The sequence below is a fragment of the Pseudomonas sp. TNT2022 ID1044 genome, assembly GCF_028656895.1.
Classification (GTDB): Bacteria; Pseudomonadota; Gammaproteobacteria; order Pseudomonadales; family Pseudomonadaceae; genus Aquipseudomonas; species Aquipseudomonas reinekei.
On sequence record NZ_JAMDHB010000009.1, the window covers coordinates 17,165 to 31,571 of the forward strand.

Consider the following 14,407-nt stretch of genomic DNA (forward strand, 5'->3'; position numbering starts at 1 on the left):
CTGTTTCCGGCCTTATGGCCGCCGTAGAGGCGAAATCATGAAGACCACCATCGAATTGCCTCTCCTGCCATTGCGTGATGTCGTTGTGTATCCGCACATGGTTATCCCGCTGTTCGTGGGGCGCGAGAAATCCATCGAAGCCCTCGAGGCAGCGATGACGGGCGACAAGCAGATTCTTCTGCTGGCTCAGAGAAACCCTGCTGACGACGATCCCGGCGAAGATGCGCTTTATCGCGTAGGTACGATTGCGACCGTTCTGCAGCTGCTCAAGCTGCCTGACGGTACTGTGAAGGTTTTGGTCGAAGGCGAGCAGCGGGGCGCTGTGGAGCGCTTCAGCGAAGTGGACGGCCATTGCCGTGCCGAAGTCTCGTTGATCGACGAAGTTGATGCGCCAGAGCGCGAGTCGGAAGTGTTTGTCCGCAGCCTGCTGTCGCAGTTCGAACAATATGTGCAGTTGGGCAAGAAAGTCCCGGCTGAAGTCCTGTCTTCGCTTAACAGCATCGACGAGCCTGGGCGCCTGGTCGACACCATGGCCGCGCACATGGCGTTGAAAATCGAGCAGAAGCAGGAAATTCTCGAAATCATTGATTTGTCGGCTCGGGTCGAGCACGTTCTGGCGTTGCTGGATGCCGAGATCGACTTGCTGCAAGTTGAAAAACGCATTCGCGGTCGCGTCAAAAAGCAAATGGAGCGCAGTCAGCGCGAGTACTACCTGAATGAGCAGATGAAGGCCATTCAGAAAGAGCTTGGCGACAGCGACGAAGGCCACAACGAAATCGAAGAGCTGAAAAAGCGCATCGATGCCGCCGGCTTGCCGAAAGACGCGTTGGCCAAAGCCACGGCCGAACTGAACAAGCTCAAGCAAATGTCGCCAATGTCCGCGGAAGCCACCGTGGTGCGTTCGTACATCGACTGGCTGGTTCAGGTGCCCTGGAAGGCGCAGAGCAAGGTACGACTGGATCTGGCGCGTGCAGAAGACATTCTGGATGCTGACCACTATGGTCTGGAAGAAGTCAAAGAACGGATCCTCGAATACCTCGCCGTGCAAAAGCGCGTGAAGAAAATTCGTGGTCCGGTGTTGTGCCTGGTCGGTCCTCCTGGCGTGGGGAAAACCTCGCTGGCGGAGTCGATCGCACACGCCACCAACCGCAAGTTCGTGCGCATGGCCCTCGGTGGTGTACGCGATGAGGCGGAAATTCGTGGTCATCGCCGGACGTACATCGGTTCGATGCCAGGAAGATTGATTCAAAAGATGACGAAAGTCGGCGTTCGCAACCCATTGTTCCTGCTCGATGAAATCGACAAGATGGGCAGCGACATGCGTGGCGATCCGGCATCGGCGTTGCTGGAAGTGCTCGATCCGGAGCAGAACCACAACTTCAACGATCACTATCTGGAAGTCGACTACGACCTGTCCGATGTGATGTTCCTGTGCACCTCGAACTCCATGAACATTCCGCCGGCGCTGCTGGACCGGATGGAAGTGATTCGTCTGCCGGGCTACACCGAAGACGAGAAGATCAACATCGCCGTGAAGTATCTTTCGCCCAAGCAGATCACTGCCAACGGTTTGAAGAAAGGCGAACTGGAATTCGACGCCGAAGCGATCCGCGACATCATCCGCTACTACACCCGCGAAGCCGGTGTGCGTGGGCTGGAGCGCCAGATTGCCAAGGTTTGCCGCAAGGCGGTCAAAGAGCATGCGCTGGAAAAACGCTTCTCGGTGAAGGTTACTGCCGACGATCTGGAACACTTCCTGGGCGTGCGTAAATTCCGCTACGGCCTGGCAGAACAGCAGGATCAGATCGGTCAGGTGACCGGGTTGGCGTGGACTCAGGTGGGTGGCGAATTGCTGACCATCGAAGCCGCTGTCGTGCCAGGTAAAGGCCAGTTGATCAAGACCGGTTCGCTGGGTGACGTGATGGTCGAATCGATCACTGCGGCACTGACTGTCGTGCGCAGCCGGGCGAAGAGCCTGGGGATCCCTCTGGACTTCCACGAGAAGCGTGACACTCACATCCATATGCCGGAAGGGGCTACGCCGAAAGACGGTCCTAGCGCTGGTGTAGGCATGTGCACGGCGCTGGTGTCGGCATTGACCGGCATTCCTGTGCGCGCGGATGTGGCCATGACGGGTGAAATCACCTTGCGTGGCCAGGTACTGGCGATCGGTGGTTTGAAAGAAAAACTGCTCGCTGCTCACCGTGGCGGAATCAAGACGGTGATCATTCCTGAAGAGAATGTTCGCGATTTGAAGGAAATTCCTGACAATATCAAGCAGGATCTACAGATTAAACCGGTTAAATGGATTGACGAGGTCCTGCAAATTGCGCTGCAATACGCGCCGGAGCCCTTGCCGGATGTGGCTCCGGAGATTGTCGCGAAGGATGAAAAACGCGAGTCCGATTCCAAGGAAAGAATTAGCACGCATTAGTACGTATTTGCCTGGGGGGCTTCCTTGACAGCTTTTTAGAGCCCTTGTTATAAAGCGGCTCTTAAGTGTCTGTAGGCCATTCAGCACTCGTTTTTGCTTTCACCAAAAAAACTTAGAATCATACTCAAATAGATATAAGGGGACTTAGAGTGAACAAGTCGGAACTGATTGATGCTATCGCTGCATCCGCTGATATCCCGAAAGCTGCTGCTGGCCGTGCGCTGGACGCTGTAATCGAATCCGTCACTGGCGCTCTCAAGGCTGGCGACTCGGTTGTTCTGGTTGGTTTCGGTACTTTCTCCGTAACTGATCGTCCAGCTCGTATCGGTCGTAACCCACAGACTGGTAAGACTCTGGAAATCGCGGCAGCCAAAAAACCAGGTTTCAAAGCCGGTAAAGCACTGAAAGAAGCTGTCAACTAAGTTCGATTCAGGTTTTTGCCTATCCGGGTCGGGGTCAAGCCTGACCTGGCAGCGGAGCGGTAGTCCAGTCGGCAGGTCGCCGGTCCGAGACACCGAGGCTCGCAAGTTCGAGTCATCGGTCCGCTCCGCCAGTTACGAGAAGGCGCATCCTCGGATGCGCCTTTCTTCTATCCGGATTCTACCCACGCTCCACGGTTGCCTAATTTTGAAGTTCAACCGTTTATGGGGGACGCATGCTGCAGAATATCAGGGACAATTCACAAGGCTGGATTGCCAAGACCATTATCGGGGTCATCGTTGCACTGATGGCTTTGACTGGTTTCGACGCTATTTTTCAGGCCACGACGAGCAAGAATGAAGCGGCGAAGGTCAATGGTGAAGAGATCAGCCAGAACGAGCTGAGCCAGGCGGTCGATATGCAACGCCGTCAACTCATGCAACAGCTGGGCAAGGATTTCGATGCCTCCTTGCTTGACGAAAAAATGCTGCGTGATTCGGCGCTCAAAGGCCTGATCGATCGCAAACTGCTGCTGCAAGGCGCAGAAAACTCCAAATTCGCTTTCTCCGAGGCGGCTCTCGACCAGGTGATCCTGCAAACGCCTGAATTCCAGGTGGATGGCAAGTTCAGCGCCGAGCGTTTTGACCAGGTCATTCGCCAACTGGGCTACACCCGTATGCAGTTCCGCCAGATGCTGGCACAGGAAATGCTGATCGGTCAGTTGCGCGCCGGTCTGGCGGGTAGCGGTTTCGTCACCGATGCACAGGTACTGGCCTTCGCCCGTCTGGAAAAACAGACCCGTGATTTCGCTTACCTGAACATCAAGGCCGACCCGGCAGCGGTGAAGCTGACTGACGACGAAGTCAAAGCCTATTACGACGAACACGCCAAGGAATTCATGACACCGGATCAGGTGATCATCGATTACCTGGAATTGAAGAAGGCTTCCTTCTTTGATCAGGTCAGCGTCAGGGACGAAGACCTGCAAGCGGCGTATCAGAAAGAAATCGCGAACCTGTCCGAGCAACGCCGGGCTGCGCACATTCTGATCGAAGTGAATGACAAGACGACCGAAGCGCAGGCCAAGACCAGGATCGACGAGATCCAGGCACGCCTGAACAAGGGTGAGAAGTTCGAAGCGCTGGCCAAGGAGTTCTCGCAGGATCCGGGGTCGGCCAACAACGGCGGTGACCTGGGTTATGCCGGTCCCGGCGTCTACGATCCAGCGTTCGAAAAAGCGCTGTATTCGTTGAACAAGGATCAGGTTTCCGAGCCGGTCCGTACCGATTTCGGTTTCCACCTGATCAAGCTGTTGGGCGTTGAAGCGCCTGAAGTGCCGACTTTCGCCAGCCTGAAAGACAAGCTGACCCGCGATCTGAAGGCGGCACAGGTTGAGCAGCGTTTCGTCGAGGCAGCCAAGCAACTGGAAGATGCTTCGTTCGAGGCTTCCGATCTGGCCCAGCCTGCACAGGACTTGAAGTTGACCATTCACACTTCCGCGCCGTTCGGCCGTGAAGGTGGTGAAGGTATCGCAGCCAACCGTGCCGTGATCACCGCTGCGTTCAGCCCTGAAGTGCTGGATGAGGGTGCCAACAGCACCGCCATTGAGCTCGATCCGGAAACCGTGATCGTGCTGCGTGCCAAGGAACACCTGAAGCCTGCGCAACTGCCGCTGGAAAAAGTGTCTGCCGCCATTCGCGTGCAACTGACCAAAGAGCACGCCAGTGCGGCTGCCAAGACCAAGGCTGAAGAGTTGATTGCCAGCCTGCGCGACGGCAAGACGCCACTGGACAAGGCGATTGACGGTCAGAACTGGAAAGTCACCGAAGCGGCAACCCGCGCTCAGGAAGGGGTGGACCCGACTGTGCTGCAAGCGCTGTTCCGCATGCCCAAGCCAGCCGGCAAGGACAAGCCGACGTTCAGCAACGTGACCCTGGCTGATGGCAGTCTGGTGATCGTGCGTCTGAATGGCGTGAACGAAGCTGCAGCGCCGACCGAAGAAGAGAAGGCTCAATACCGTCGCTTCCTCGCCTCGCGTGTAGGTCAGCAAGACTTTGCGGCGTATCGCAAGCAGCTGGAAAGCCAGGCTGACATCGAGCGTTTCTGATGTTTGGCTGAGTTGAGTGTCACGAGAACCCCGGCCGAAAGGTCGGGGTTTTTTGTTACAGGTGTTACGACAAACGCGTGAGACGTTTACCCAATACTGGAGTCAACACACCTGTAACTGTTTTAAGACACAATCGTTGCGCCGCTAAGCATCGATCTGTTGCACAATACGCCCCGAACCGTTTTTCTCAGGATGTTCAATGTTTAAATCAATTCCCATGCGGGTTGTCGGGCTGGCGTTGCTGCTGGCCACTGCTGCCGGTTGTTCGTCGAAGAAAACCGCCATCTATGAGCATGAGAACTTCGACGATTCCGGAACATTTTCCCGTAACTATCCGGTGACCGATTCGGCGTCCTGTGAGGCCGCTCGTCGTGCGTTGCTCAGCCAGGGTTACATCATCACCAGCAGCGATCCGAAACTGGTCAGTGGGCACAAGAGCTTCCAGCAGACCGGCGAGACCCACATGGAAATCAGTTTCAGTGTGGTCTGTGCCGAAGACGGCAGTGCCGGGCATCACGCCACTGTGTTCGCCAACGCCTTGCAAGATCAATACGCACTGAAGAAAACCAACAACTCCGCCAGTCTTGGTGTCGGCGTGCTGGGGTCGGTGTCGATGCCGATCGGTTCGTCGGACGACTCGATGGTCAAGGTTGCGAGCGAAACCGTAACCTCCGCCAAGTTTTACGAGCGGTTCTTCGCGTTGGTCGAACTGTTCCTGCCCAAGGAAGTAAAGGAAGCGGCGCACATTACCGAGAAACCGAAAACCGATCTGGGCGTGCCTGAACCCAAGGCTGTACCGGCGCCATTGGCCCCGGAGACTGCTCCGGCGCCTGCACCTGCGGCAGAAGCCCCCCAAGCCGCCGATGAGCCGCCTGCCGCGTCCGAGCCGGTAGCACCGCCGCCTGAGGCCGCGCCGATCAACCCCGCTCCGGTTTCAGAGCCAGCCCCTGAGCCGCAATCCATTACACCGCCTGCCAACCCCAGCGACTTGCCTGCGCCCAGTGAGCCGATCAAGGCCATGCCGTGACGGATAAGTTACATTTGCATACGTTGATGCACATCAAGCCAGGCCGCTGTTCTGCGGCCTGAATCAAAAAAATCGCTGATAAATTCCTGACGGCCTGCTACGTTTTATTCAGTAGCGACGGAGTGTCGTGCCCGCGTCATTTTTCTTTCACACGGGCACCTTAATCTCAGAGTCGCTGACCACTGGATCAGACGTATTCTTCAATAAGGTGTGGGGATTCAAAAATGGACGATTATCAAGAAGAGCTGCTCGAGTATCAGGCGTTTGAACTGGACCCGCTGGAACCTGCCGAAGACGCTACCGAGTTGTAAGCGTCAAGCGGATTGCCGATGACTGCGGCGAAACTCGCCGGGAGTCTGGCCGGTCCAGCGTTTGAAAGCGCGTTGAAACGCTTCGGCTGAGGCAAAGCCCAGCAGGTAGGCGATTTCACCGAACGCCAGTTCGGTATCGCGAATGTAGGTCATGGCCAGGTCGCGACGAGTGTCGTTGAGAATCGCACGAAACTGCGTGCCTTCTTCAGCAAGTTTACGACGCAAGGTCCAGGTAGGCAGCTTAAGGCGTGCCGCCACTTCTTCCAGGTCGGGTTCCCGGCCACCGTTGAGCAACGGCCCCAGTAACTGAGTGATGCGTTCACGCAGGCTACGGGTGCGTGTCAGTTGCTCCAGTTCCCGTTCACACAAGCTCAGCAAATGGCGCCAAGTGCTCGGGCAGTGCTCGGGGTTGCGTTGGGCGAGGCTGGACAGGCTCAGGCGCAGTTGATTGTGTTCGGCATCAAACTGTACCGGGCAGTCGCCCAATGCTTCGTAGGCGGCGCTGTAGTCTGGCGCTTCGAATTCGATCTCGATGCGTTCAGCCTTCAGTGGGGCAGGGCTCAGGCTGGATAATTGCTGCAACCAGCCGGCGATGATCGAATCCACCACGAAGCGGTTATAGCTGTTGTAGGGGCTGATGGAATAGAAGCGCAACCAGGCACCTTGCGGGTCTTCGTGAAAGCTCGAATGACCGCGATAGTTGGAGCCGTACAATGCTTCGAAGCGAATCAGGCAGCGCGCCGCCTCGCGTACCGTGGGTGCCTGGGCTGCGGTGATGCCCGCCAGGCCGGCCTGGCTCAGACGGCTGAGTTGCCCCATGCGCAAGCCGAGCGCCGGGTTGCCGGTCAACTGAATCGCACTGTGTCCCAGGCGCATATAACGCGGGATCGACAGTCGGGCGCCCGCTTCGCCGAGGCGGGCCGCATCCAGGCCATATTGCTCCAGCAGGGGCTGTGGATCTGCCCCGAGGCTGTGCACGGCGTCCGCCAGGCTATGAACGAAGCCTACCGATAAATCGCCGAGACGCATCGGCATCGGTTTCATGGCTTACAACCACAGGTTCAACAAACGCGCACCGCGGGCCTTGCCATCGGCAAAGTGCTGGCCGTTGCTGCTGAGAAAACTTTGCCCGGCGCTGGGCTGATCCCAGAACTGGCCACGCAAGAACACGCTCATGCCGGCGATGGCCCGGCTGGAAGGGGCTTGTGTGGTCAGGGTCAGGTGACGCCAGGCCTGGCCTTCGCTGAGCTCCCCGGGCTTGAGGCTGACGGAACCGGGTGTCGACGATCCCATGTAGCCGCGCCACGGTTGATCCCAGGTGCCTCGGCCGACGACAAAAGCGGGGACCGCGACGAGTTGCGCCTGTTCAGCGTCGAGCTTGCGGTAGTTGTCCGGGTACCAGCTGTCGCTGCCGATCAGCACGCCAAGGCGCCCGGCCGGGGTGTCGACGACGTTGAGGGTATGGTCGCCATTGGCCTTGATCGCATCCTGTTGTTCAAAGACCGGATGCATCTGGCGCTGCGGCTGGCCGATGGGCAAACCATCGCGGCCGAAGACCACACTGCTGTTGTACAACGCACCGCGGCCAATTTTCAGTTTGCCGTCGATCACGCTTGGATCGGGAAGCACGATGGAGCCGGCCACCAGTGTCACCTCGAATTCTTTCGCCAGCCCGCCGAACAGCGCCTGATAGTCCTTGGCCATGCCTTTGGCTTTCATCCGCAAGTGTGCATCGTCCAGACGGCTGCCACCCTCGGCGCCGATCAGCGCGCGGACGAACTTCAGCGGATTGCTCACGGCCAGCCAGTTCATGGCTTCCTTGAGTGTGGTGGCCTGGTACAACTCATTTTTTTCGCCGGCGACCATCAGCCAGGTGCCGACATGTTCCGGCAGCACCACGACGGTTTTGTCATTCAACAGACCTTGATCCCGGGCCTTTTGCAGGTAAGCGGCGAGCTTGCGGTGCAGGCGTTCAGGGCTTTGGTAATCGGTAGGAAACAGCTCGGGCTGGATGCCCAGCAGGTTGCCCCGGTCGGCGGGTTGGCCCTGGTCGACGGCGAGATCGATCCGCAAGTCCGAGAGGTAATGACCCACCGGGCGGTCTGCGGCCCACATGGCGTAGGTTGTAAGAGCGGCGACCAGCGCCATGGAGAAAGTCAGGTACAGAAGTTTGCGCATGGGGAAACAGATAACAACCGTGTGCGAGAGTTCATGATTTTGCATTCAGATTGGGTACGAGACTACGGCAAAACAATGGGTTGGCGAAAGGAGTAGGCCTTTTGCAGAGGATTTTTCTGTGCAACAGGGACCTCGACGCGCAGGTTTCCAGGGGCATTCGGGTGAGCGCCAGTTGATATCTCTGTTCGCGATACCTCCTAGCGAAGTATGTGATTGGTGGGACCGATAAAGGGTCCCCTACATTTGTGTCCTGCCCGTTATCACATCAAATCTGTATGGGAAAAGTATGCGGTATCGACGTCTCGACCTGAACCTGTTGGTAGCCCTGGACGCCTTGTTGAGCGAATGCAGCGTCAGCAGGGCCGCCGAGCGTTTGTGTCTGGGGCAGTCGGCGACCAGTTCGGCGCTTGGCCGTTTGCGTGAGCATTTCAACGATCCGTTGCTGGTTCAGGTCGGGCGGCGTCTGGAGCCAACAGCCTTGGGGCTGGAGCTCTTGCCCAAGGTGCACGAAGCCCTTGCTCTGACGCGGGAAATTGTTGATACGCCGGCAAGTTTCGATCCGGCCACTTGCACTCGACAATTCACCTTGGTGGCTTCGGACTACGTGGTCGGCGTGCTGTTGCCTGCGGTCAGCCTTGAATTGGCGCGCGTTGCACCCGGGGTGCGTTTGAATCTGCGAGACCTGCCTGTGCCGCGTGATGGTGATGTGGTCAGCGAAGCGCTCGATTATCGCCGCAGTGATTGTGTGATTGTGCCGCAGCGTCGGTTGAACCCAGCTTACCCCCACGTACCGTTGATGAGTGACCCGTTGTGTTGCATCGTCTGCGCTCAACAGCCGCAGTTCGCCGAGGGCTTGAGCCTGACCGGTTACTGCGCTGCCGAGCATGTGGTCCGAGCGTTCGCTGATGGGCGAAACCTGGCGATGGATGCCATGCATCTGCATGAGTTGGGCGTTCATCGAAAGGTAGCGGTGGCCGTTGAAAGCTTCGCGCTGATGCCGGAGTTCATTGTCGGTACTGCGCGAGTCGCCACCGTATTTCGCCGGCAAGCAGAGCGTTTTGCCCAGCGTTATCCACTGCGCATTCATCGCGCACCGCTGGCTTTTCCGGACGCCGTACAGGTGCTGCAGTGGCACCCGTATCAGGAACGCGACCCGGCGATGATGTGGTTTCGCGGCCTGCTGCTTGAGCAGGCCGCATTGCTTGATCAACCGGCCAGATGATCACCGGTATCGGCCACCAGTCCGGCCTGGTCAATGGCCTGCACAGCGCAATGCTCATCATTGTCCGAGGTGTCGCCGCTGATGCCGATGGCGCCCAGAATCTTCCCCTCGGTATTACGAATCAGCACACCCCCAGCCACCGGAATTACTTCGCCAGCGGTCAGGCTGTTGATTGCATCGAAAAACGCCGGCATCGCTTGCGCACGCCGTGCCAGCTCACGTCCGCCGAAGCCCATTCCCAGGCAGCCGCGCGCTTTGCCGGTGGCGATTGGCGGGCGAAGAAAGCTGGCTTGTTCATCGCGCAGGACCGCCAGTGGATGACCCGCCGTATCCAGCACGACGGCGGCCAGGGGTTTAATCCCGCTTTCTTGAGCGATCTGAATTGCGCTGCTGGCGATGTGGATGGCGGTGTGTAGATCAAGTGTGTGCATGACGTCGATCCTCATACGGCCCACTTGCCCAGTTGGGCAACACGGTCGCGGGTATACAGGTCAGTCCATTTCAACGAGTTGAAATCCGACACTTGCTTGGGGTTGTAGGGGCTGCGTTCCATGCGCACCGGCTGCCCGGCCTTGTACACGGCTTTGAGCCGTGAGCGGTCTTGAAGGAGGCGGATGTCGTGCAAGGGCGAGCCGTCGAGCAACAGGAAGTCCGCTTGTTTGCCCACTTCCAGGGAGCCGAGGGTCTCGCCACGGGGCATGCAGCGCGCCCCGACAGCGGTGGCTGCATACAACGCTTCGGCGGGTGTGAAGCCCAGGCGAGTGACCAGCAATTCCAATTCACGCGCATGCCATTCGCCATAAGGCGTCACGGCAAAGCCGCTGTCACTGCCGCAGGCGAAAGGCACGCCAGCGGCTTTGGCGCGTTTGAGCACCGCCGACCCGACGTCCAGCGTGCGTGCGCAGTATCCGGCGTAGCCGGTGCTGATGGCCGGGTCGTGGGGCTGACAAAAGTCCACGGTGTTCTGCGGGAAGGTCATGGTGGGCGCGAGGATACTGCCGGCTTCAAGCAAGGCCTCGATGCAGGCGTCGTCCATATAAAAGGCGTGGAACACCAGATCGACACCGGCGCGTGCGGCGTACATCACCGCTTCGCGACCATAGGCATGGGTCGCTACTTTGCAACCCAGGCGATGCGCTTCCTGAACCATCTCATAGGTTTCTTCAGCGGTGAATGCGGCGATGATTTCACCGTTCGGCCGACGATGCGTACCGTCCATGGCGATTTTGATCAGGTCAACGCCATCCTTCGCCTGCTTGCGGATTTCTGCCAAGGCTTCGCTGCGGCTGGTGACGAGGCGTGCGGTGAAATATTCCGGTGCGCCCACGCGACTCGGAAACCAGTCATTGAGGCTCTGCCGATTAGTGATCACCCGGCTGCTGGCCGCGATGCGCGGACCCTCGAACAGGCCCGCAGCGATCGCATTGCGCACCGCGATGCTGAGCTGGCCGCTGTCACCCGGGCACACCATGCTGGTCACGCCAGCGGCCAGTACGTGTTGAGCGAAGAACATGCCACGCAGCGCACGGAATTCGTCGCTGGTCCAGATATCGATGTCTTCTTCGCTCTGGGCGTTGCCGAAGGCCAGATGGGTATGCACGTCCACCAGACCCGGCATGACAAAATTATCGCCGGCGTCCACAACCGTGTCCCCCGGTTGTGGCTGCGGCGCCCGGGCAGTCGGGCCGACATACGCCAGCAGGCCGTTTTCCACGACCAATGTCTGCTGCTGACGGGTTTCCAGGCCGGTCCCGTCGAACAAGGTCTGGCATTTGAGGTGCAGGGCATTCATGGCGTTTTCACTTTGCTGATAGTTATGCAAAGCGAGGCTAGGGGGCGGGAGTGAATGCCACCAGCAACTTGCATCAATGGCCGGGTATTGATGGCGTCGATAGCTGTTGTGCAGCAAAGGCGGCGGGGTCTTTGAGGCGATGAGCGGGACGCAGGAGCGGGTATCGCGAGTGACGATGGCTGGCATCGTGATCGACGATTTTTTGTACCCTGGATCGCGAGTCTATGGTGCGCGCTCATCACCCACAGAGAGCCATTGATATGACTACCGCAGCCGTAAAAAACGAACTCCTGGCACTTGAACAAGAGCGCCGCCGGGCGTTGGTTGAAGAGGATTATTCACGAGTCGCCGAGCTGTTCGCCGACGACCTGGTGTACGTGCACACCACGGGCCTGGTGCAAGGCAAGGCGGACTATCTGGAGTACGCAAAAAGCGCCGTACAGTATCTGGAGATTGAGCGCGGCGAGTTGCTGATCCGCTTTTACGGAGAACAACTGGCGGTCATGACGTGTACGCAATGCAACACACTGCGCAAGCGCGGCGGCGATCAGTCGATTCGCGGTGAGGGGGTTGCCACGCAGGTCTGGACGCTGGGTACCAACGGCTGGCAGATCAGTTCGTTCCATGGCTCACGTGCGCCGAACTGAGTTCGTTCAGAAGTCAGTGCAAACGCTATCGCTGGCGAGCCGGCTCCAGGTTTTCGGGTGCCTGGTGATTGTTGGCATCAGGCAACTCTCAAGGAGCCGGCTCGCTGAAGATGGCGTCCATACGGTCACATCCAGAATCAAACGGTGACAACGCTCCTCAATCTTGCGCACTAGCCTTGTGTTTCGATTTCGAACACAGGAGGGCAATGGAATGCCTGATCTTCCCCACGCCAATCGCTTGCGCGCCGGACGCTATTCCCAATCCGGGCAAATTTATCTGCTAACTGCGGTGACCCGAAATCGCGAACCGCTATTCACCCATTGGCCGACAGGCCGGTTGCTGGTGCGGCAATTTCAACAGGCACACACGGACGACCTGGCGGAATCCCTGGCCTGGGTCGTCATGCCTGATCATTTTCATTGGCTGGTCGAACTCAAAAACAGCACCTTGCCGGCATTGATGCTGGCTACCAAATCTCGTAGCGCCCGAGCAATCAATGCTCACTTGGGCCGAACAGGAGGTGTTTGGCAAAAAGGTTTTCACGACCGCGCCATCCGCTACGAAGAGGATTTAATTGAAGCCGCTCGTTACGTCGTCGCCAACCCAATACGCGCTGGTCTTGTCAGGCGTGTGCATGATTACCCATTGTGGGACGCTCAATGGCTGTAGGAGCCGGCTTGCTGGTGATTGCGATGGTGAATGTGATGCCGCCATCGCTGGTAAGCCAGCTCCTACGGGTTTGTGGGGGCAGGGGAATTGTTGGGTATCACCCAAATTTGTAGGAGCCGGCTTGCTGGCGATTGCGATGGTGAATTTGACGCCGCCATCGCTGGCAAGCCAGCTCCTACGGGTTTGTGGGGGGCAGGGGAATTGTTTGGTATCACACAAATCCGTCGGCGCCGGTTTGCTGGCGATAGCGATGGTGAATGTGACGCCGCCATCGCTGGCAAGCCAGCTCCTACGGGTTTGTGGGGGCAGGGGAATTGTTGGGTATCACCCAAATTTGTAGGAGCCGGCTTGCTGGTGATAGCGGTGGTGCAGGTTACGCCACCATCGCCAGCAAGCCGGTTCCTGCAGGAGGCTTGTCAGTCGTTGTGGCCACCCAGGTTTTCGGCCACCCAGTCGGCGATGTACTGACCCGCGTTGATGCTGTTGTCAAAGCTGGAATGCTGCACGCCACCTTCGCGTTCGGTGAAGATCTTCAGTTCACGTTTAGGGCTGTTGACCAGTTGCTCATAAGTTCGATGTGCCCACTTCAACGGAATCTGCGAATCCTTTTCACCGTGGGTCACCAGGAACGGCACTTTGATCCGGTCCAGCACGCCGTCCAGATGGACGTTTTCGGCGATGGCCATGAACTCGTCCATGTCTTTTGCACCCCATACCCACTGCACGTGCGCCCAATAGTGCGGGACGGGGAAGCTGCCTTCTTTTTCCAGGCGACGCTTTTGCACATCGCGCCAGTCGTGGTTCGCACCCCACACCACGCCGCAGGCAAACCGTGGCTCGAAGGCCACCGCGCGCGGGCAGTAATAACCGCCGAGAGAGACGCCCTCCAGGCCTATACGCTTGGCATCCACATCGCTGCGGGTTTCCAGCCAGTCGACCACGCGGCTGGCCCAGTGCTCGCTGTCGTAACGGGCAATCAGATTATGCAGGCGCAGCGCTTCACCCGTGCCGGGCTGGTCGATGATCAACGACGAGATGCCGCGTTTGGCCAGCCAGGCCGGCAGGCCGACGCGGTATTTCATTTCCTTGGTCGAATCCAGCCCGTTGACTTGCACCAGGATCGGCGCCGGACCGGTGACGCCTTCGGCACGCACCAGCAAGCCGGAAATATGTTTGCCCTCGTAGGGGATTTCAACGCGCTCGCAGTTCTCCCGCGACAGTTCGATACCGCGTTTGAAGGTCTGCAGAAAACGCTGGTACAGCTCGGTACGGCCCGGTGCGCCATGGGCCTGAAGGCGTTCGCAAGTGAGGTAATAGGTGGCGGCGCGGTTGTACTTTTCACCGGCAGACAGCAGTCGGCCATTGCCTTCGTCTTCCTCGGCCAGGCCGCAGAGTTTGTCGGCCATCTTGGCCCAGGTTTCGCGAAATGCCTTGGTGCCCGCGGCGTCGGGTTGCTTGGCCGCTTCCTGCAGCGGCGCGCACATCTCTTCGATTTCACCGATGCGGGCGCCCATCTCGATGGCCAGGTTGACAGAGAGATTCCACACGTAATTGGTCGGGAAATAACGGAACATGATTGTTGTTGTCCTTGTGGTTGCC

Annotated in this window: 12 protein-coding genes and 1 tRNA gene; 8 read left to right on the forward strand and 5 right to left on the reverse strand. The window is 58.4% G+C overall.

Features of this window, described 5'->3' with window-relative positions; translation table 11 throughout:
- Positions 1-37 precede the first annotated feature (37 nt).
- The 5 genes from lon (at position 38) to M5G20_RS12985 (ending at position 5,988) form a co-directional block, all read left to right on the forward strand.
- Positions 38-2,434, forward strand: a complete 2,397-nt coding sequence (gene lon / locus M5G20_RS12965) for an endopeptidase La (protein ID WP_150736270.1) — start codon at positions 38-40, stop codon at positions 2,432-2,434.
- 149 nt (positions 2,435-2,583) lie between these two features.
- Positions 2,584-2,856 (forward strand): HU family DNA-binding protein, encoded by a 273-nt coding sequence (locus M5G20_RS12970; RefSeq protein WP_002552737.1) that lies wholly within the window; start codon positions 2,584-2,586, stop codon positions 2,854-2,856.
- A 53-nt stretch (positions 2,857-2,909) separates the two neighbouring features.
- A tRNA-Leu gene (locus tag M5G20_RS12975) sits at positions 2,910-2,987 on the forward strand.
- Positions 2,988-3,089: 102 nt separating this feature from the next.
- Positions 3,090-4,961: a SurA N-terminal domain-containing protein gene (locus tag M5G20_RS12980; protein ID WP_273919390.1), complete on the forward strand. Its 1,872-nt coding sequence runs from the start codon at positions 3,090-3,092 to the stop codon at positions 4,959-4,961.
- A gap of 199 nt (positions 4,962-5,160) precedes the next feature.
- Entirely contained in the window at positions 5,161-5,988 is an 828-nt protein-coding gene (locus tag M5G20_RS12985; RefSeq protein ID WP_273919391.1) for a DUF2242 domain-containing protein, read from the forward strand.
- A 314-nt stretch (positions 5,989-6,302) separates the two neighbouring features.
- Here the strand turns inward: M5G20_RS12985 and M5G20_RS12990 are convergent, their stop codons facing one another.
- Entirely contained in the window at positions 6,303-7,343 is a 1,041-nt protein-coding gene (locus tag M5G20_RS12990) for an AraC family transcriptional regulator (RefSeq protein WP_273919392.1), read from the reverse strand.
- Positions 7,344-7,346: 3 nt separating this feature from the next.
- Positions 7,347-8,477 (reverse strand): carbon-nitrogen hydrolase family protein, encoded by a 1,131-nt coding sequence (locus tag M5G20_RS12995; RefSeq protein ID WP_273919393.1) that lies wholly within the window; start codon positions 8,475-8,477, stop codon positions 7,347-7,349.
- Positions 8,478-8,763: 286 nt separating this feature from the next.
- On the opposite strand from M5G20_RS12995, the gene M5G20_RS13000 reads away from it, so the two are divergent.
- A complete protein-coding gene (locus tag M5G20_RS13000) occupies positions 8,764-9,699 on the forward strand; it encodes a LysR family transcriptional regulator (protein ID WP_273919394.1) in 936 nt (311 codons plus the stop codon).
- Here the strand turns inward: M5G20_RS13000 and M5G20_RS13005 are convergent.
- Both M5G20_RS13005 and M5G20_RS13010 read right to left on the reverse strand, forming a co-directional pair.
- Positions 9,684-10,130, reverse strand: coding sequence for a GlcG/HbpS family heme-binding protein (locus M5G20_RS13005; RefSeq protein WP_273919395.1), 447 nt, complete (start codon positions 10,128-10,130; stop codon positions 9,684-9,686). The two genes, M5G20_RS13000 and M5G20_RS13005, sit on opposite strands and share 16 nt — an antisense overlap.
- An 11-nt stretch (positions 10,131-10,141) precedes the next feature.
- On the reverse strand, positions 10,142-11,491 hold the full coding sequence (locus tag M5G20_RS13010) for a metal-dependent hydrolase family protein (RefSeq protein WP_150736297.1): 1,350 nt from the start codon (positions 11,489-11,491) through the stop codon (positions 10,142-10,144).
- A 260-nt stretch (positions 11,492-11,751) separates the two neighbouring features.
- Between M5G20_RS13010 and M5G20_RS13015 the strand changes: the two genes are divergently transcribed.
- Together M5G20_RS13015 and M5G20_RS13020 are read left to right on the forward strand one after the other, a co-directional pair.
- Positions 11,752-12,138, forward strand: a complete 387-nt coding sequence (locus tag M5G20_RS13015; RefSeq protein ID WP_273919396.1) for a nuclear transport factor 2 family protein — start codon at positions 11,752-11,754, stop codon at positions 12,136-12,138.
- Between the two features lie 211 nt (positions 12,139-12,349).
- Complete coding sequence (locus tag M5G20_RS13020; protein ID WP_273919397.1) at positions 12,350-12,808, forward strand: REP-associated tyrosine transposase; 459 nt, start codon at positions 12,350-12,352, stop codon at positions 12,806-12,808.
- Positions 12,809-13,224: 416 nt separating this feature from the next.
- Here M5G20_RS13020 and M5G20_RS13025 read toward each other — a convergent pair whose 3' ends face one another.
- Entirely contained in the window at positions 13,225-14,382 is a 1,158-nt protein-coding gene (locus M5G20_RS13025; protein ID WP_273919398.1) for an alpha/beta hydrolase family protein, read from the reverse strand.
- Positions 14,383-14,407 lie beyond the last annotated feature (25 nt).

Coding starts and splice junctions, on each gene's coding strand:
- M5G20_RS13025 (WP_273919398.1), bottom strand. CDS start 14,382: ATGTTCCGTTATTTCCCGACCAATTACGTGTGGAATCTCTCTGTCAAC.
- M5G20_RS13000 (WP_273919394.1), top strand. CDS start 8,764: ATGCGGTATCGACGTCTCGACCTGAACCTGTTGGTAGCCCTGGACGCC.
- M5G20_RS12990 (WP_273919392.1), bottom strand. CDS start 7,343: ATGAAACCGATGCCGATGCGTCTCGGCGATTTATCGGTAGGCTTCGTT.
- M5G20_RS12980 (WP_273919390.1), top strand. CDS start 3,090: ATGCTGCAGAATATCAGGGACAATTCACAAGGCTGGATTGCCAAGACC.
- M5G20_RS13010 (WP_150736297.1), bottom strand. CDS start 11,491: ATGAATGCCCTGCACCTCAAATGCCAGACCTTGTTCGACGGGACCGGC.
- M5G20_RS12995 (WP_273919393.1), bottom strand. CDS start 8,477: ATGCGCAAACTTCTGTACCTGACTTTCTCCATGGCGCTGGTCGCCGCT.
- M5G20_RS13015 (WP_273919396.1), top strand. CDS start 11,752: ATGACTACCGCAGCCGTAAAAAACGAACTCCTGGCACTTGAACAAGAG.
- lon (WP_150736270.1), top strand. CDS start 38: ATGAAGACCACCATCGAATTGCCTCTCCTGCCATTGCGTGATGTCGTT.
- M5G20_RS12985 (WP_273919391.1), top strand. CDS start 5,161: ATGTTTAAATCAATTCCCATGCGGGTTGTCGGGCTGGCGTTGCTGCTG.
- M5G20_RS13020 (WP_273919397.1), top strand. CDS start 12,350: ATGCCTGATCTTCCCCACGCCAATCGCTTGCGCGCCGGACGCTATTCC.
- M5G20_RS13005 (WP_273919395.1), bottom strand. CDS start 10,130: ATGCACACACTTGATCTACACACCGCCATCCACATCGCCAGCAGCGCA.